Origin of the sequence: Streptococcus oralis (assembly GCF_001075675.1) — a bacterium.
GTDB lineage: Bacteria > Bacillota > Bacilli > Lactobacillales > Streptococcaceae > Streptococcus > Streptococcus oralis_V.
Genome location: NZ_JUNW01000037.1, coordinates 1 through 17,144 on the forward strand (window position 1 = coordinate 1; position 17,144 = coordinate 17,144).

15 protein-coding genes and 1 pseudogene are annotated in these 17,144 nt (G+C 41.3%); 14 read left to right on the plus strand and 2 right to left on the minus strand.

The genetic code is table 11. The features are described 5' to 3' along the window. The first annotated feature begins 50 nt into the window (after positions 1-50). The 10 genes and pseudogenes from ADM50_RS05705 to ADM50_RS05750 all read left to right on the plus strand — a co-directional run bounded on the left by ADM50_RS05705 (position 51) and on the right by ADM50_RS05750 (position 6,867). Positions 51-293 (plus strand): hypothetical protein, encoded by a 243-nt coding sequence (locus ADM50_RS05705; RefSeq protein WP_142357891.1) that lies wholly within the window; start codon positions 51-53, stop codon positions 291-293. Positions 294-311: 18 nt separating this feature from the next. Continuing rightward, complete coding sequence (locus ADM50_RS05710) at positions 312-875, plus strand: hypothetical protein (RefSeq protein ID WP_049484810.1); 564 nt, start codon at positions 312-314, stop codon at positions 873-875. Further along, positions 868-1,158: a DUF4176 domain-containing protein gene (locus ADM50_RS05715; protein ID WP_049484811.1), complete on the plus strand. Its 291-nt coding sequence runs from the start codon at positions 868-870 to the stop codon at positions 1,156-1,158. Before ADM50_RS05710 ends, ADM50_RS05715 begins: the two co-directional genes overlap by 8 nt. Before the next feature lie 344 nt (positions 1,159-1,502). Beyond that, a complete protein-coding gene (locus ADM50_RS05720; protein WP_239684801.1) occupies positions 1,503-1,874 on the plus strand; it encodes a hypothetical protein in 372 nt (123 codons plus the stop codon). A gap of 13 nt (positions 1,875-1,887) precedes the next feature. Next, positions 1,888-2,706 (plus strand): G protein-coupled receptor family protein, encoded by an 819-nt coding sequence (locus ADM50_RS05725; protein WP_049484813.1) that lies wholly within the window; start codon positions 1,888-1,890, stop codon positions 2,704-2,706. 239 nt (positions 2,707-2,945) lie between these two features. Further along, positions 2,946-3,911 (plus strand): annotated as a pseudogene (locus ADM50_RS05730) (hypothetical protein). Between the two features lie 204 nt (positions 3,912-4,115). Further along, entirely contained in the window at positions 4,116-4,802 is a 687-nt protein-coding gene (locus tag ADM50_RS05735; protein ID WP_049484814.1) for an XRE family transcriptional regulator, read from the plus strand. Between the two features lie 3 nt (positions 4,803-4,805). Then, entirely contained in the window at positions 4,806-6,221 is a 1,416-nt protein-coding gene (locus ADM50_RS05740; RefSeq protein ID WP_049484815.1) for a Y-family DNA polymerase, read from the plus strand. Next, a complete protein-coding gene (locus ADM50_RS05745) occupies positions 6,218-6,577 on the plus strand; it encodes a hypothetical protein (protein WP_049484816.1) in 360 nt (119 codons plus the stop codon). Before ADM50_RS05740 ends, ADM50_RS05745 begins: the two co-directional genes overlap by 4 nt. Then, a complete protein-coding gene (locus ADM50_RS05750) occupies positions 6,574-6,867 on the plus strand; it encodes a DUF5960 family protein (RefSeq protein WP_049484817.1) in 294 nt (97 codons plus the stop codon). The genes ADM50_RS05745 and ADM50_RS05750 overlap by 4 nt, the downstream gene beginning before the upstream one ends. Before the next feature lie 359 nt (positions 6,868-7,226). Here ADM50_RS05750 and ADM50_RS05755 read toward each other — a convergent pair whose 3' ends face one another. Next, positions 7,227-13,421 (minus strand): alpha-L-fucosidase, encoded by a 6,195-nt coding sequence (locus ADM50_RS05755; RefSeq protein ID WP_049484818.1) that lies wholly within the window; start codon positions 13,419-13,421, stop codon positions 7,227-7,229. Between the two features lie 340 nt (positions 13,422-13,761). Further along, complete coding sequence (locus ADM50_RS05760) at positions 13,762-14,238, minus strand: glutathione peroxidase (protein WP_044020236.1); 477 nt, start codon at positions 14,236-14,238, stop codon at positions 13,762-13,764. 201 nt (positions 14,239-14,439) lie between these two features. Between ADM50_RS05760 and ADM50_RS05765 the strand changes: the two genes are divergently transcribed. The 4 genes from ADM50_RS05765 to ADM50_RS05780 form a co-directional block, all read left to right on the plus strand. Then, on the plus strand, positions 14,440-14,718 hold the full coding sequence (locus ADM50_RS05765) for a TIGR04197 family type VII secretion effector (protein ID WP_000108756.1): 279 nt from the start codon (positions 14,440-14,442) through the stop codon (positions 14,716-14,718). After that, positions 14,715-15,074, plus strand: coding sequence for a DUF3958 family protein (locus ADM50_RS05770; RefSeq protein ID WP_000088602.1), 360 nt, complete (start codon positions 14,715-14,717; stop codon positions 15,072-15,074). Before ADM50_RS05765 ends, ADM50_RS05770 begins: the two co-directional genes overlap by 4 nt. Continuing rightward, on the plus strand, positions 15,064-16,701 hold the full coding sequence (locus ADM50_RS05775) for a T7SS effector LXG polymorphic toxin (protein WP_049484819.1): 1,638 nt from the start codon (positions 15,064-15,066) through the stop codon (positions 16,699-16,701). Before ADM50_RS05770 ends, ADM50_RS05775 begins: the two co-directional genes overlap by 11 nt. 12 nt (positions 16,702-16,713) lie before the next feature. Beyond that, positions 16,714-17,144: TipC family immunity protein (locus tag ADM50_RS05780; protein WP_049484820.1), on the plus strand; the 431-nt coding region annotated here is incomplete at its 3' end.

Sequence of the window (17,144 nt, forward strand, 5' to 3'; positions counted from 1 at the left end):
CTTGGCTCGCAAATTCAGTCCCAAGGCCCTTACCATGTACTTGATGGACTTTGGTACCAACTGTAGGTGGTCCGATTGGTTTCCTTGCTGGTGTAGGATTGTCAATGGGATTTGATTATCTATATGATAAATATGGAGATAAAGTTGTGGAATTTGCTGGTGATGTTTGGGATGGTACAAAGAAAGTAGTAGGTGATACGATGAAATCTGTCAGTGATACAGCTGGAAAAATATGGGACAGTGCGGGAGATGCAGTTAATGGATTTTTCTCGGGGTTAGGTAGTGTATTTTAATAATAAGGAGAAGAAATTATGCATAATTATAAATCTTTGCTTAGTTTAGGCAATTATAAAGAGGATAGTTATTATGTAGATTTAATCACAGGTGATTTAAAAAAATCTATTGCTCATAAGGTATCTGAATCCAAAATATTTTTGTCTTCTATCATTGGTTACCATATTCTAGGAATTGGGTTCTTTAAAAGCGTTGAATCTAACGTGGTTCTAAGTATTTATCTGTTACTGGTGTCCTTTGCGCTTTCGATTATTGCTGCGATTGTTTTTAATAAACGGCTATATAAGAATACAGAATTTGAAAAGGTTGAATTTACAAAGGATGAGTATGAGGAATTTCGAAAGCAAGTGAAAAAACATAACAAAACCATAGTGCTACTTACCTTATTATTTATTGTTATGTTTTCTTTTTCAATGTTTCTATATCTTTCAAGACCCAGTATATTCTTGTTACTAGTGATGGACTATGTAGTTTGTTTTTCTTATCTATTTTATACGAACGGATTTTTTACAAAACGGTTCCATTTTGAAGAATATATAAATAAAAATTTTTTAAAGGAAGGAAAAATAATAAATGACTAACTTATTACCTATTGGTACTGTTGTTCGCCTTCATAATGGAACGATTGATGTTATGATTATAGGTAGATTTCCATTGTACAATCAAGAGGGTACAATTGGCTATTTTGATTATGTAGCATGCCTATGTCCAACAGGGACAGCAAATGAAGAACTCTTATATTTTAACCAAGAGAATATTGAAAAGGTGGTATTCGAAGGATACCATTCGAAAAAAGAGGACGAGTTACAAGAATTATTCAAGAAACAAAAGGATAGTATTAAATATCCAAAATTGAAGGTATAATTTAATTTATAGGTTTATTTCCAAAACAATAAACTTACTAACTTTCATTCGTGGGGGATCTATATTAAAATTGTAAAACTATTTGTTACTTGGCTCTTTATCACCTGTAGTGTGTTGATGAAAAGTGAACATTGAGAGAGGACGAGATTCGTTCTCTCTTTTTTATACTCTCAACTCTCTATTTAGTGGCTAATCTGAACTTGAAAGTAAATATTGATCCAAATTTATAGTGTAAAAATATAGCCTTGTTCCTGTGGGAAGAGGGCTATTTTGATATTGTGGTATAATGGGACAAGAACATTTTTCTGTTTGGCAACAATTCCAAGACCGATTCCAAGACGACCGTGGGGAAAATCGGGAAGTCTGTGCTAGGTGGTACTATTGATACCATATCTAACGTCGGTCCTTTAGATGGTATGTGGCTTGGAGCTAAGATAGGAACAGCTTTTGGTGGTAATACGGCTATTGGAGCTATCGCTGGGTTCGCTTTGGGAACGCTTAACCTTATCGGTTCTGCAGTTGCACCAGAATTTAAAAAGTCTGTTTATGACGGAGTTAAAAATTTTGCTTATGGTGCTGTGGACGTGGTAGAATCAGGAGTGGAGTCTATCGGAAATGGAATCCACCAGGGCTTGGAGACTGTCAAAAGTGTGGGCAAGAATGTTTCTGATTTCTTTAATGGTGGTCTGAAGACGGTCTCATCCTTGTTTGGATAATAGGAGAAAATAAATGGATAAGATACAAAAAGATATTAATGAAGCACTAGAGACGGGAAGACGTTTTAACATATTGAAAATGTTTTCTGTAGCACCTTTATTTTCATTGATGACTATGCTTGCGACAACTTTGCCGATAAGTTTATTTCGAATGGCTAGTGAAGCTGGGTATGACCCAGCTATACCACTGACCTCAATGGTTACACAGCTAACATCAGTGGAAAAAGGGCTCATTCCCCCAGATAGTTTCTTTGGTTTTCTATTCTTGTTTTGTTGGTGTTATTTTATTTGTTTTTATATTATTTCTAAAAGAAATCGCATTAGAGCCTATTTATTGAGTCAGATTATTCAATTATTTTTGCTCGTAATTTTATATTATAGTTGGTTTATAGGTGCCTTGTATTTAATCCCCCTAGTAGCAATTCGTATCGTCTACTGGATTGGTTTTGTGTTATCACTGATTTACCTTGTTTATATTCTCGTTACTAAGCAACGCGCTAGCAAGGATTATTTCTCCTCAGAATATTATAAAAAATTTTTGAATGTTATTTTATTCTTATGGTTGTTGATGTATGGAATCAATCTCTTCATCAACGGGCTCAATCATTTCCTAGCGTATCTCTTGCTTGCTTTGTTACCCATTGCACCTATTTTCCTAGGCCTATTTTTGGTATCATTTTTTAAATCCAATGTAGTAACGCTAGAGAACTTGAATACAGTCAATAAAAATCAAGAGAAATACCGTGAAGAGTATGGCTATACCATCGAAGAATGGTATGGAAAGAAGTCAAAAATGTACAAGGAACATGTTAAGAAGTCTAAAAAGAGATAAAGGTTTATAGAGCCTATTCCTTGTCTCATGAAACTAACCACCTGAAACAAATTCAGGTGGGTTTCTTTTGCTTTTCTCGTCTTCTCACAGTATTGCTCATGTGGTATAATGAGACCAGGGTTGCTCCTCGTTTCAGACGAGTTTATGGAATTCAGGATAAGTTAGCAGGTGAGACGAGTATTTCTGTCAGTCTCCTATCTACCTGTTAACAACTGTCCAAAGTAAAAGGAGATTGTAGCTTGGTTTTATTAGTATTAGTGCTTTTGGTTTTGCTCATTCTAATCTTAAAAAGGAAACAGAAAACTGGTAAAAAAACTGGAGGAAATCCCAAGAAAAGAAATTGGCTATTAATAGGTTGCTTATCCGTAGTGATCCCAATCGTAATCTTCACAGTGAGTAGTCCTATTCTTGATCTAATGGATATGTGGGGGCTGTTTGCCCATGCAAGGCGAACTGAGATTGAGCAAGCTGTGCATCGTTCTTATCAAAATTACGGTCTTACAGGACAGTTTGAGTTAGAAAAATACGAGAAAAACTATACAAGCGTGGGAGGATTTATAATCCACGGTACCTACAGTGAAAATATAGCTGGAAAAACCTATCAGGTTAAAACTCGATTTAAATACTATACTCGCTTTTCGAAAAATGAAACATATGGAAAGACAGATGCAGAGGTTGATTACAAGAATTATAAAAAAATTTATGATGTTTTCCCAGAATTAGCCTATTTAGGGATTGAGGTTAGTCCAGGCACCAGCGAGTTTTTAAAAACACTGGACAGTTCAATCAAAGATCCTAAACTTCCTGATTTGAAGTATCAAGGTATTGGTTTTGAATTTAATAACCAATCTGATAATATCTATCTTTATAATGAAATATTAGAGGAAAATCAAAGCAAGGGCCAAGCTCTGCAAGGGATGTATCCAATGGATGCTCAATATCTTTTCCAAAAAGAGATTTTTATACCGACATTTGAATTTCAATATTTCGTTCCAAAAGAAAAAAGAGATCTCTTGTAAGATGACTATCTAAAAGAGCTTGAAGCGCTCATGAAGGAATTTTTTGCCAACCAACCCCTACCACGCGGTCTTTATGCTGTCAAAATTGCTAAATATAAAGAGGATAAACTTGTCAGTGATAGTGGTGTATACTATGTTAAGATTGAAAATCGTCAAGTTGTAAAGCTGTTGCAAAAATTAGAGTAGGAGTTGCTAGATCTAGGTCAGTTTTTTGTTCAGAATCTCCAGGTATGTCTGTTAAAATTTGATTTTCCCAGTGGACAATCGTCCACTTTTTTTATATAATAAAACTAAACCGAATTGGTTGAGTTTTAGATGTGTAAGCTTAACCGTCGATTTGTTTTTCTAAGAGAGATATTCTCAATAAAACATCACACTAGGGGGTGAATCATGTACCAACCAGAAAAACTCAAGGCTCGGAGAAAAGAGTTAAAATTGACACAGAAGGAAATTGCAGAGGAGTTGGGGATTAGTTTTCAGGCTTATTCGGCTTGGGAGCGTGGGGTTAAGGAACCATCCAAGGAGAAGGTTGCTCAGCTAGAGAATATTTTAAAAGTAGCAAAAGGGTATTTTACTCAGATCGAGATTGTCCGTCTCTACAATAGCCTCTCCAAGCAAGGGAAGGACCAGGTTGTGCTTTATGCTCGCAACCTAGCTCAAGAGGAACAAACTCAGAAGGTGACGACCATGCCAGAGCGCCTCTACGAGTATCGTGTCTATGAACGCATGTCAGCAGGGATCGGGGCTTCGGTATATGACGATAGAAATTTTGATACCGTTTACTTTAATGAAGAACTAGCCCACGATTTTGCTTCCTGGGTGGCTGGGGACTCCATGGAACCTAAATATCAAAATGGTTCAGTGGCTCTGATTCGGGAAACAGGATTTGACTATGATGGGGCAGTTTATGCAGTAGTTTGTAACAACCAGACCTATATTAAACGGGTCTATCGGGAGGAAGATGGTTTGCGTCTGGTTTCTATCAATCCTAAATACAAGGACATTTTCATCTCCTATGAGGAGGATCCTCGGATTGTGGGGATTATCGTTGGGAATTTTGTGCCGATGGAGGGTTAGCCTATGGGCTACTTTGATTATTCCAGAGAGCCCAAAAGTGATATTGCCTTTGTCGACATGAAATCCTTTTATGCCAGCGTTGAGTGTGTGAAAAGAGGCTTGCATCCGCTGAAGACCTCGCTTTGTGTCATGAGTCGCGCGGATAATTCTACTGGTCTTATCTTAGCTTCCTCTCCCATGTTTAAGAAGATTTTTGGTAAGTCTAATGTTGGCCGGGCCTATGATCTGCCTTTTGATATCAAAACGCGCAAATTTTCTTATTACAATGCTCGAAAGCAAGGCTTGCCTACTGACTCAGACTATGTTCGCTACATCGAAGATTGGGCTCAAGTGACCTTGATTGTGCCACCTAGGATGGACGAATACATAGCGGTCAATATGGAAATCCAGCGAATCTTTCAAAACTATGGTAGTCCAGATGATATTTATCCCTACTCTATCGATGAGGGCTTTATCGATCTGACTAGTTCGCTTAACTATTTCATCCCAGACAAGAGTCTCTCTCGTAAAGACAAGCTGGATATGCTTTCTGCTCGTATCCAGAGGGATATTTGGAGGCAGACAGGGATCTACTCTACGGTGGGTATGTCCAATGCCAATCCCTTACTGGCCAAGTTGGCGTTGGATAATGAGGCCAAGCATACTCCTACCATGAGGGCTAACTGGTCTTACCAGGATGTGGAAGAGAAGGTCTGGGCTATTCCCAAGATGACGGATTTTTGGGGGATTGGCAGGCGGATGGAGAAACGCTTGCATGCTCTGGGGATTTTTTCCATCAGAGAATTGGCCACCAGTAATCCAGACCAGCTACAGAAGGCTCTGGGTCAGGCTGGTCTGCGTTTGTGGTTTCATGCTAACGGGATTGACGAGAGCAATGTTCATAAGCCCTATAAAGCTAAGTCCCAAGGTTTGGGAAATTCTCAAATCTTGCCGAGAGACTACGTGAAGTTACGGGATATCGAAATTATTCTCCGAGAAATGGCAGATCAGGTGGCTATTAGACTGAGAAGGTCGGGTAAGAAAACAACCCTTGTCTCTATTTATGTTGGTTTCTCTAAACAGGAGGTTAGGCCGTCTATTCACACACAAATGAAGGTCGAACCGACCAATAATACAGCTATCTTAACGGATTATGTTTTGAAGCTATTTCATAACAAATACACTTCTGGAGCGGTCAGAAGTGTCGGAGTCAACTATTCAGGATTTGTGGACGAGTCCTTTGGCTTGATCTCCCTCTTTGATGATGTTGATAAGTTAGAAAAAGAAGAAAGGCTCCAGACAGCCATTGACTCCATTCGAGAACAATTTGGTTTTACCTCCCTCTTAAAGGCCAATGCGCTGGAAGAAGCCTCTAGGAGTCTTGCCAGAAGCAAGCTGATTGGGGGGCATTCTGCTGGAGGATTAGATGGGCTAAAATGATTGATCGTTCTTATTTACCCTTTCCATCTGCGCGTGACTATCAAGATCCAGGGATGCAGAAGTGGATGGGCTTTTTCCTCTCAGAGCATACTAGTTCACTCGGTGAAGAAAGAAATCGGGTGGCTTTTTCGACGAGTTTGAATTCCGTTGAGAAGCTACTCTTGCTTTCGCAGCTTTATGTTGGGCAACTGAAGGGATGCTTTGTGGTCAAGGAAAGAAGGCATAAAACCACTATCGTCGGTGAGGTAAGCGAATTATCACCTCAAACTCTATCTATTAGGACCAATGAGGGCTATAGACTGGTAGAGGTAGCAGATGTTCTCGAAATTCGACTGTGGGAGGGGGGGAGTGTATGACTAGAAAAGAGTTGTATGAAAGCAAACTGCAGATGGATTATTTTTCAGATAGTTATATCCGCTTTGAAGAGGATTTTCAAAAATACTCTGCCATGAATGTACCACTGACTTTTTTGATCGATGACATCCTACGCACCATGGCGATGAATCAGAAGAACTACTTTGTTTTAAACAAGGAAAATGCCAAGGATGGGCGGGAGCATCGCTTTTATTTTAGGGTGGTGACGGAAAAAGAGTGTCCCAGAAATCGAACCTATGCATACGCTGGACTCAAAAATAGTAGTCAGTGACTAGATGTGGAAGAGGGAAGTCTGATTTAGGAAAGATGGCTTGTGAGCGTCAGAAGATCTCATGGTATAGGAATTCGAAACACCATCTTTTATCTGTGGAGTTTTTGCAGAACTTATGATGGTAGTTCTGATGAGATAAGACAAGGGGGACTCTCTTTTTTGGATGAGCGTTTATTTGAAAACGTGGTTGGATTTGAGAACAGCTATCTTCAATGATCATTTTACTTTATAGATTCATACCAAAACATCCGTGTGTATTTGTGGATGTTTTTTAATTTTTCAGATAGAAAAAGAGAAGACCAAATGGTCTTCTCAACGGGGGAACTGAATAATTAGAAAGAATCAATCAAAGAGGGTTATTAGTCTTTGAAATTCTTTTGGAAAATGAGGAGAGACAAGATAGAAGTAATGGCTGCCAAGAAGAGGAAGGTAGTTGCTTCTTGTTCCCCAGTTGCAGGGAGTAGTCTTTCCTTGTCTTCTTTGATTGTAGCTGTAACAGGAGCTTTTTCATCTTTTGCTGATGAATTATCTGTTACGACTGGCGCAGGTTTTTCAGTCTCTCTTGGTAGAACATACTCAGGAAGAGTCACAACTGGTGGCGCTTCTGTTCCAACTGAGCTTTGTTTGCTACCCACTTCAATCACTCGATCTTGAGCTGGAGTTGTTTCTGTCTGGAGAACCTTGCGATTGTCACCGTCCACTTCAATATACTCGACTAAGAGACCGTCTTTCCCTTCTGATAGAACTTGCTCTTTTCCGGTGTCTAATTGTGGGTTTTCGCGACGAATCGTCTTGAACGGTACGACCTTATTGACGATTTCCAAGCTTGGAAGTGTAAAGACAAGGTCTTTAACCCCTTCCTCAGGACTTGAAGAAGTAATTGGTTTCTCAGGTTGCGCCGGTTTCTCAGGTTGAGTCGGCTTTTCAGGCTGAGCTGGCTTTTCAGGCTGAGCAGGTTTTTCAGGCTGAGCTGGCGTTTCCGGTTGAACTGGTTTTTCAGGCTGAGCTGGCTTTTCAGGCTCAGCAGGTTTTTCAGGTTGTGCTGGAGTTTCCGGTTGAACTGGTTTCTCAGGCTGAGCCGGTTTTTCCGGTTGAACTGGCTTTTCAGGCTGAGCCGGTTTTTCCGGTTGAACTGGTTTCTCAGGTTGAGTCGGATTTTCAGGTTGAGCAGGCTTTTCAGGCTCAGCAGGCTTTTCAGGTTGAGCCGGTTTTTCCGGTTGCGCTGGAGTTTCCGGTTGAGCCGGTTTTTCCGGTTGCGCTGGAGTTTCCGGTTGAGCAGGTTTCTCAGGCTGAACTGGTTTTTCAGGCTCAGCAGGTTTTTCCGGTTGAACTGGATTCTCAGGTTGCGCTGGAGTTTCCGGTTGCGCCGGTTGTTCAGGTTGAGCCGGTTTTTCCGGTTGAACTGGCTTTTCAGGTTGAGCGGGTTTTTCAGGTTGAGCCGGTTTTTCCGGTTGAACTGGAGTTTCCGGTTGCGCCGGTTGTTCAGGTTGCGCCGGTTTTTCCGGTTGAGTAGGTTTTTCCGGTTGAACTGGCTTTTCAGGCTGAGTTGCTTCGAGCTTGCTGATTTGTTCGAGAGCAGTTTTTAGCGCTTGATTGACTGCTTCCTGAGTTTTAGCTTCCTGGATTGCAGCAATGGCTTGGTCAGCAATTTCTAATAATTTCTTCTTAGCTTCCTTGTTGGATCCAAGCTCAGCGACTTTTTTCTCGATAGCTTTTGTCAAGCTGTCCATAGCCTTATCATACTCAATTTCCGGTTGTTTTGGCTCAGCTGGTTGATCAGGTTTAGAAGGTTCTTCAGGCTGTTCCGGTTGCTCTGGACTAGGTTCCTCTTGGCCTTTTTGATAGTTCTCATCCTTGGATAGGATATCTTGTAGGGCACTGACTGTCAACATGACATCCTGAACATCCACTGCATCAGCACTGAGTTGGTTTCTCAATTTTTCTAGATTTGCTTGGAAAGCTTGGCGTGCAGTAGCCGTATTCTTCAAGCCTGCTGGATCAAAGTTGGACAGATCGTCTTTCCATTTTGAGATAGACTGGATGATATCTGCCTTGCTGTAGAGTTCGCTACCTTCGCCACGAGTGATAAATTGGTCTACCTGAATACCAATATTTTGAGACAAATCGTTTCGATCAGGATCGAGTTGAAGGGTGACTGCGTGCAAGTTCTCGTCAAGACCTTTTAGGCTAACCAGAGTTTGATTGCCTTGGCGTTGGGCTGCATGGCCACTAAAGTATTTCTTGCCCTCAATAGTTGAAGCATTTCCCATGCCATCTTGGTAAGGAACTTCTTTACCATCTAGAAAGACTTTGTAGATACCATGATTTGGATCGACATAGCCCTTGATATCAAGACCAGTGCCGTAGAAGTAAGCTGTTACGGTTGTCTTTTTCTTTTGCTCATCAGTTAAGCGGCCAAAGGAAGCCCAAGATTCCGTCTTTTGGTACTTATCTGCTGAATTGGTTTCATGGTGCCAGCCAGGACTATAATCCAACTGACTAGCTTGGTCATCATAACTTGTTTGGTCCTTGACCAGCAATTCGGCTTTCATCACTTGGATGGTTGCATCTGTAGCAAAACCGAGCAGGGCACCATCAGTGACAGAAGTGAGCTTGGCTTTGAAGTCAAAGACAGAGTCGGCTTGTTCTGTAAAGTCAATCGTTGGGATGGTAACAGTCTTTTCTGTTTCTCCATCTTTAAAGGTCACATCTTGAGTTGTATCTTGGTAAACTTTACCGTGAACCCCAGTTCCAGGTTCTGTGATGAAGCGCACAGTAGCAGCCCCCTTGCTTCCACCAACACGTTTAATTTTAACAGTGACTGGTTTTCCTTTTTCGACTTCGTAGTTAGTGGACTCGAGTTCAAACATTCCCTTGCTATCATTGTTTAGGGTGTAGATTCCTTCTGTAGCAATCGGTTCACCTGTTTTATTAACGAGAGTAATGGTGTGTTGGCCTGGTGCTAAATCGCCTGTCTCAAAGACTTTTTGGCTGCGTTTACGGCTAGCATTCTTAGTTTGCACATCCGCAACTTTTTGGCCATCAACATAAACGGACATTTCTCCATGACCTGGATCGACTGTAGAGACGACATAGGCCTTGGTTCCTGTGAAGGTATAGCTTGCTTTGGCATCTTTTTGATTGGTCCACATAGAAGTGCCACGAACACCTTCAGATTCATTGTACCAAGTTGTACCAGCCTTGTCAGCGGTTGTATTTGAATGGTACTCGAGTCCAAGAGGGTAACCGTCTGTCTTCTCAATGCTAGTAGGTGTCTTGTAGACTGAGAAGTTGGTCAAGATTGGAGTTGCTTGAGCACCAGTGATAGTTACACGGATTTTTTGCGCTTCTACAGGTTGTCCTTGAATCAAACGGCGGTAGCCCACGGTTGAACCTTCCCCATATGGAACCCAGCGACCGTTGATTTCGACTTCAATCTTGAAACCAGAGATACGTTGACCTTTGGCGATGTCTTCCTTGAGTTCAACGACATCAAAGCGTCTCTTTTGCCCTAAATCGACTGTAAAGCTACCAGTTGTGGCATCATTTGAGAGCGCCCAGCTAGTATCATCTTTACCATCTGTCAGGTGACTTTCCTTGTAGAGGTGGTTCTGACGGGTAGAACTTGCTGTTACAGTTGCCCCTTTGGCAAAGTCAGTCGCATACATTTGATCTAGGGTTGCCTTGAATTCCTTCAAGCGAGCCACATCCGCATCTGCAAATTTTCCTTCTTTATTTGGTGGAATGTTGAGAAGGAGTGGGGTTCCACGACCAACAGACTTGAAGTAGATATCCATCAACTCTTTGAGTGATTTCGGCTGTTGGTTGTCATGGTAGAACCAACCGGAACGGATCGAAACGTCCGCTTCCCCTACAGAGTACATATCACCATCTGGGTCACCATGGTTGAGGTATTCATTTTTCACATCGTCTGTGATGTTGGCACGTTTGACTTTATGCCAGACAGGGTCCCCTGCGATACCACGTTCATTTCCGATCCAGCGAACGCTTGTCGGTTGAGCAGAGAAGATGGCGATATCTCCTTCAGCTTCTTTGATGTATTTGAACCATTCATCAAAGGTATAGGTTACTTTTTGGGCACCACTACCACGCGCACCGTCCATCCAAACTTCGATGAATTTTCCTTTATTTCCGTATTTCGGATTTCCAAGGATTTCTTTCAGTTGGTTGAGATAGTATTGGTTGTATTCTTTTTCGGTTGCGACATGGTATTTTGGATGGTTGGCATCCCATGGTGATAGGTAAACACCCATATTCATGTCGTACTTGCTAGCAGACTTGGAAACTTCTTCGAGAAGGTCACCCTTTCCATCTTTCCATGGGCTAGCAGCTACGGTATGGTTGGTGTACTTAGAAGGGTAAGCAACGAAACCGTCGTGGTGTTTAACAACCATAATGGTCCGTTTGAAGCCAGTTTCCTTCAGGGTGCGAATCCATTGGTCTGTATCCAAGTTGGTTGGATTGAAGTATCGAGGGTCTTCTTTCCCATTTCCCCATTCCGAATTGGTATAAGTGTTCATTCCATAGTGGATGAAGGCTGCCAATTCTTCCTTGTGGTAATCGAGTTGAGCCTTGCTTGGAAGAGGTCCATGATTGCCAATCTCGGTTTCTTTATCTTCTGGATGAGCGACTGGTGGAGTCGGTGTCGTTGGATTGGCTGTATCAGCGACTGGCTCGTATTCAAAGACGACCTCATTCACACCTTTATGCTGGATCCTTGCTTCCAGGCTGGTTTTGACTGGACGGTAGCCAGCAATGTCTTTTGCATGGAAGGTGTTGACAAAGGAAACGTCATACTCTTGACCTTCATTGTTATCAACTGTCGCTTCCGCTAGTTCAGTAGTGGTTCCTTTTTGACGGTAGTAAACTTTGAAGGAGCCTTTGTTAACTTTATAGACCACCTTGATGACACGTGTACCGGCAGGCGCTTTGCTGACAACATTGTAATCTTCAGTCCAAGTATCTTTTAGCTGTTTATTAACTGCTACGCCATCAATGGATACAATTTCGTATTTGTCTTTATTCTTCTGATAGAAGTCCGTCTTCTCAATTTCTTTTTTGAAATTATAGTCAAATGGCGAATCAACAGCTGTCTGTTCGATAAAGGTGTCATTATCTTTGACAGGATTTCCTTCTTCGTCTTCGTGTTGAATAACCACACGACCGTATTCAACTCCCTTGGTCAAGGTAGCAATCCCATCTTGGTTGAAGGAATATTCGTTGCTTCCGATAACAGCTTTCTCATTTCGAAGCATACGTCCTTCATCGGTAAAGTAGTAACGATTTCCGTTATCTCCTTGGTACCAGCCTTTCACACCATATTTGGCAATCATGTCCTTAACCCATTTCAGTTGTTCAGGTGAAAGGACGAGTCCGCCACCAAAGCGATCCTTTTCAGCCACACCATTGTCAACGGTTCCGTGTTGGTGAACCCCCAGAACTTTTCCTTGGCTATCGACAATCCCGCCACCAGACAAACCAGATACAGAAGTGGTTTTATAGGTGATACCAGTCGTTCCCTTATCATCATAGGACTCAACAGATCGGATGGTCCCATCTGCCTTGTAAAGCTGACCAGCTAGGATAGGTTGTTTCAGTTCTTTGGAGCTCGAGTCAGTTGGATAGCCAATCGTACTGATGGCTTCTCCCGGCTGATGCGTCTTGTGCTCCGCTAAAGGCGCAAAGGTTGCTGCTTTGTTTGGACTAGCAATCGGAAGAGGAATAGGAGCTTCTACAAGAGCAAGGTCATTCTTATAGCCTTTTCCAAACTCTTTCTTGTTCCAGAAATGTATGTCTTTTTCTCTGAATAAAACCGTAGTCCCAGAAGATGGCAGTGAGTTTTTCTTTTCGCTGTTTGAACCAACGTTATAGTAAAACTGGGCAGATTTTCCACCACGAATGTGACCTTCGCTAGTTTCTTTATTGGCTTCTAGGAAGTTATGAGCAACGGTAAGGATCAGGTTAGGTGCTACAAAGATACCTGAGCCTGAAACGAGGTAGCGTTGTTCTCCTGCATTGTAAGTGCTGTAAACCATAGTAGCAGCAGTAGCAGGTTGTCCCTCGTAGTTGATGTGTTTGAGGTCTTGTCCACCGTTAATGATGGCACGGTTTCCGTTCTCAGCTTCTTTTGGAGCTTCTTCCTTGTCCTTTAGAATGCTCTTAGTTTCTACTTTTGGACTAGCTTTCTGGTCAACGATAGTAGTCGTATCGAGTTCTTTGACAGGTGTGTCTGGATAGGCACGGTCCTGAATGTCTTCAGGGAGCAAGTCAGCACTGTTGGTATCTGCAGCAGGTGTTTCTTGTTTTTCAGCTTCTACACGGCCTTCTTCTTTGACTGGTTCAACCTTGGTCTCTTCTATATCTGCTACTTGTTTCATTTGCTGATCTAAATTGGATGTTGTGGCAGGAGATGTTTCGTCTGCACGCACGGTTCCAGAAGCAAAAAATGCCAGTCCGACGATAACAGATGCCACACCTACAGTCAACTTCCGAATGCTAAAAGTTTGCCCTTTTTCAAAAAGGTATCGATTCATAATATACTCCTAGTTTTTAGAAAGGCAGTCAGCTACTGCCCAAGCCCAAGTCTGACTTGGTTACAACTTGATTTAATGAAAAACTCTCTGATAATTTGTAAGCCACCTTACCTCCTGTTTATAAAGCGCTTTCATTTTAAGATAAAAAATTTAAAAGGTCATTTCTCCCTTAAAATGACTGAAAACTTTTAATATAACAAATATACTAAATTAATGAAAGAATTGCAATAGCAAAAGGCAAAAAAATAAATATAAATTAAAGAAAATCAGTTACTTTTTAAAGAAAAAACGCATCCTTTCATGACTCAAACTAAATGAAAGGATACGTTTTAAAAAGAAATTAGAGTATTTTTTGGAGAGAATCTTGGATGGTTTGGGGGTCTGTTTTAGAAGAGAAGCGCTCAAGGACCTGCCCATCTCGACCAATGAGAAACTTAGCAAAATTCCATTCGATTCGTTTTCCTAGCGGGCCAGACTTCTGGTCTTTTAGCCAAACATAAAGAGGATCTGCCTCCTTGCCGTTGACCTTGATCTTGGCAAAGCGAGGGAAAGTGGTCTGATAGTGTAGGCTACAGAAACTATTGATTTCTTCTGCGCTGCCGGGTGCTTGTCCCATGAACTGATTGCAAGGGAAATCTAATATTTCGAAGCCCTGATCTTGATAGCGTTCATAGAGTTCTTGAAGTCCCTGGTACTGGGGCGTTAACCCACATCCAGTAGCAGTGTTGACAATCAAGAGAACCTTGCCACGATAGCCCTCTAGGGGAGTTGTTTGGTTATTTTGGTTTAAAACGGAAAAATCATATACACTGGTCATGAGGGCCTCTTTTCTTTTTCTACATTCTAACAGTTTTTACTTTTTTCGTCGAGTCGGATGAGAGAAGTTGTTGAAAAAATACACAATAGTAAATAAATCAGGACAAAATGATGCTCCTTTTATGAAACATGGTATAATAGGCCTATATAGCTAAATGGAGTGAACCTATCACTAGGGAATGAGAAAAAGGATAGAATAGTCATGTCAACAGTAAAAAGTGATCTAAATCTTGCGCAAACATATGCGACTCAGTTGAAAAATGCTTGTCAATCGTTAACAGCGATCGCTGCGGCTAGTCAAGATGACCTAACGACTCTTCAAGGGAATAACAAGGCCCATCAATGTCTGACAAAGGATCAAAATCTAGCTAGTCAGATTACAGCCGCTGTCACCTTGACTTCAGAACGACTGCACTCTGTAGCGAGTGATTTTGAGGCGCTAGATGAAGCGGCTGCCAATGGTTTTAGGAGTCATACATGAGCAGGTTGGATGAGTTGAAGAAAAGAGAGCGAGAACTCTTGTACCAGCTAGAAGACAATGGAAAAGAGAAGTATCGCACCAAAGAACTGATAGAAACCTTTGAAGGGTATGATAGAGCTAGTCACCGTTATCAAAATGATTTGTGGGAGGTGGCCTATCAAAGCCGATACGCAGGACAGTTGGAAGAAACGCTCCTGCAAAGAAACCAACTTAAAAATCAAATCTTTGAGGATCTCAGCTACCACATGGATGATTTGAAAAAAGAAAAATTCCGGTTAGAGGGAGACTTGGATGAGGTCTACTATGAAAGACGCAAAGAACTAGAAAGAGAGGAGGAGAAACGACATGGGCATTGATATGTACTTAGAACAATCACAACTACAAAGTTCGAGTGTAGCAACCATGTGCCAATCTCAGGTGGAGGCTTATCAAGACTTGCAATCAGCTATTCAAAAGTTTTCAGAGGATACGGATAGTCTAAAGGGCGATGCTTATGATTCGGCTAGAAGTTTTTTTGCAAGTGTCTTATTGCCCTTGAGCAAAGGGGGACAACTCTATGCAGAAACCTTCTCTCAAGCTATCAAGAAATTACCAGAAGACTACCAAACGATGGTCGACAGCAAGAGTTGGCGCGAGGATGATCTGCTTGATAAGATCCGTCAGGAAGAGCAAATGATTGCTTATCTAGATGAAGTCAACCAATCTCTTTCGAGCTTGACCATGGATAGTGAAGAAAAGGGGAGATTGAGACGCAGTAATGTGGAACTCATGCGAGGACACCATGCGAATAAACGCGTCTATGAAACGATCTTGAGAGACCTGCGTGCCTATGATAGCTACTCAGGAGGGCTTTTCGATGAACTAGACAGTATCGATGTGCAACTGAGTCGTGGACTGGCCCAGATTGAAAGTAGTTGGGATGCAAAAAATGGGGTCTTTAAAGTTCCATCTGACCTGACTTGGGTCAACTACTTGACTGCCTATTCTGACACAAAGGATTTGAAGCTCAGCCGTCAAGAGAAGGCCTTTGTCCAAACCATGATGGCAGAATACGGCTTTGACGCAGAGACAGCCCAACAGCTCTTGACCATCAAGCAAGGGATAGACAAGAAGTTCCCAACCTCTAGTCAAGAGTTCCGTGACTATATCTTTTTGCGAGTCGTCGGTGCGGCCAACTATGATGACTTTAAGTGGAACGAAACGGCAGGTGGATTGTGGCAATATTTTTATTACGAATTTGTGAGTGATCCGAATACAGGCCAAAAATTGAGAACTTTGAAACCAGTTCTTGAAATCTTTCAAGAACTGGGGTTGAAAGAAGAAAAGGCCAAAGAACTGTACTATAATCTTAGATTGCAACATACACTAGCTGGTGGAGGGAGTGATTCGGAGACAATGAAGTCAAGAGACTTGTCAGAGTATAATGAAGCGAAAGATAAGTATGAAAAAGTTTATGGCAAAAATAATAAATTTGACGAATTTTGGGACAGCAAGTTAAAGGCCTATTCTAACAATGGAGCAGGCCATGCAGACTTCACCCACCAGTCCATCACTATGGCGACTCACCTTAATCCTAATCAAGCTCAGTTAGCCGATCTCTATGGCGGTAGAGAGCATGTCAAAGACCTCTCAGGCTGGGAGGGAGATACGACCTTTAATGCAAACGATATGAAACCAAGTATCGGAGAAGATGATTACAAAGCAGATTTGGACTCGGTCAACCTTACCGGCCGTATGCAGAAGGGGCAATCCTATGACCAAGCTATCTCTTCTTACTATGCTGACCTTCAAAAAGACTCTTCTCAGAGAGAAAGAGAATTCTTGAAAAATAAGGATTGGAAACAGGTCAAAGGTACGATTTATGCAGGGGTAGCGCCTACAGATATACTGAGAAAGGGTGAGGCATCTATTAAAGAGTATATTGAGGAAAAATACCCAGAAGTATCCACATTTTTAAATCGTTTAGAGGCTGTGGCAGATTAGGAGGAAAAGTTAATGAAGAAAACACTCGGTTTAGTAGCCTTATTCGTGATAATCGTATCATCCTGTTTTTACTTTTTTGTGCGTCAACCTAAAAACATTTTTGATGAAATTTACCAAGAGACGGAGAAGACCTATCTAGGAAATAATGTCTTTAACAAGTTGAAAGATGTTGAAGCACATAAATATCAAGAGTATAGTGATGATTCTAGATTTTATCCAAATGTTGTCTATAAGGGAAATGCTTTACCAGATAGCTATGAGAAAATTGCTATAGATTTTAATTTTAAATCCGAAGCTCAATTAAGCTTGATTTCATTTGAAAAAAGTATAGAGTCTAACGTGAATATAAAAATGTGGACTGTATATTCTCATAAAGACCGTACTTTAAAAAAATTTGTCAAAATAGGTTTAAAGAAAGCAGATACGGAAACTTATATCGAAGA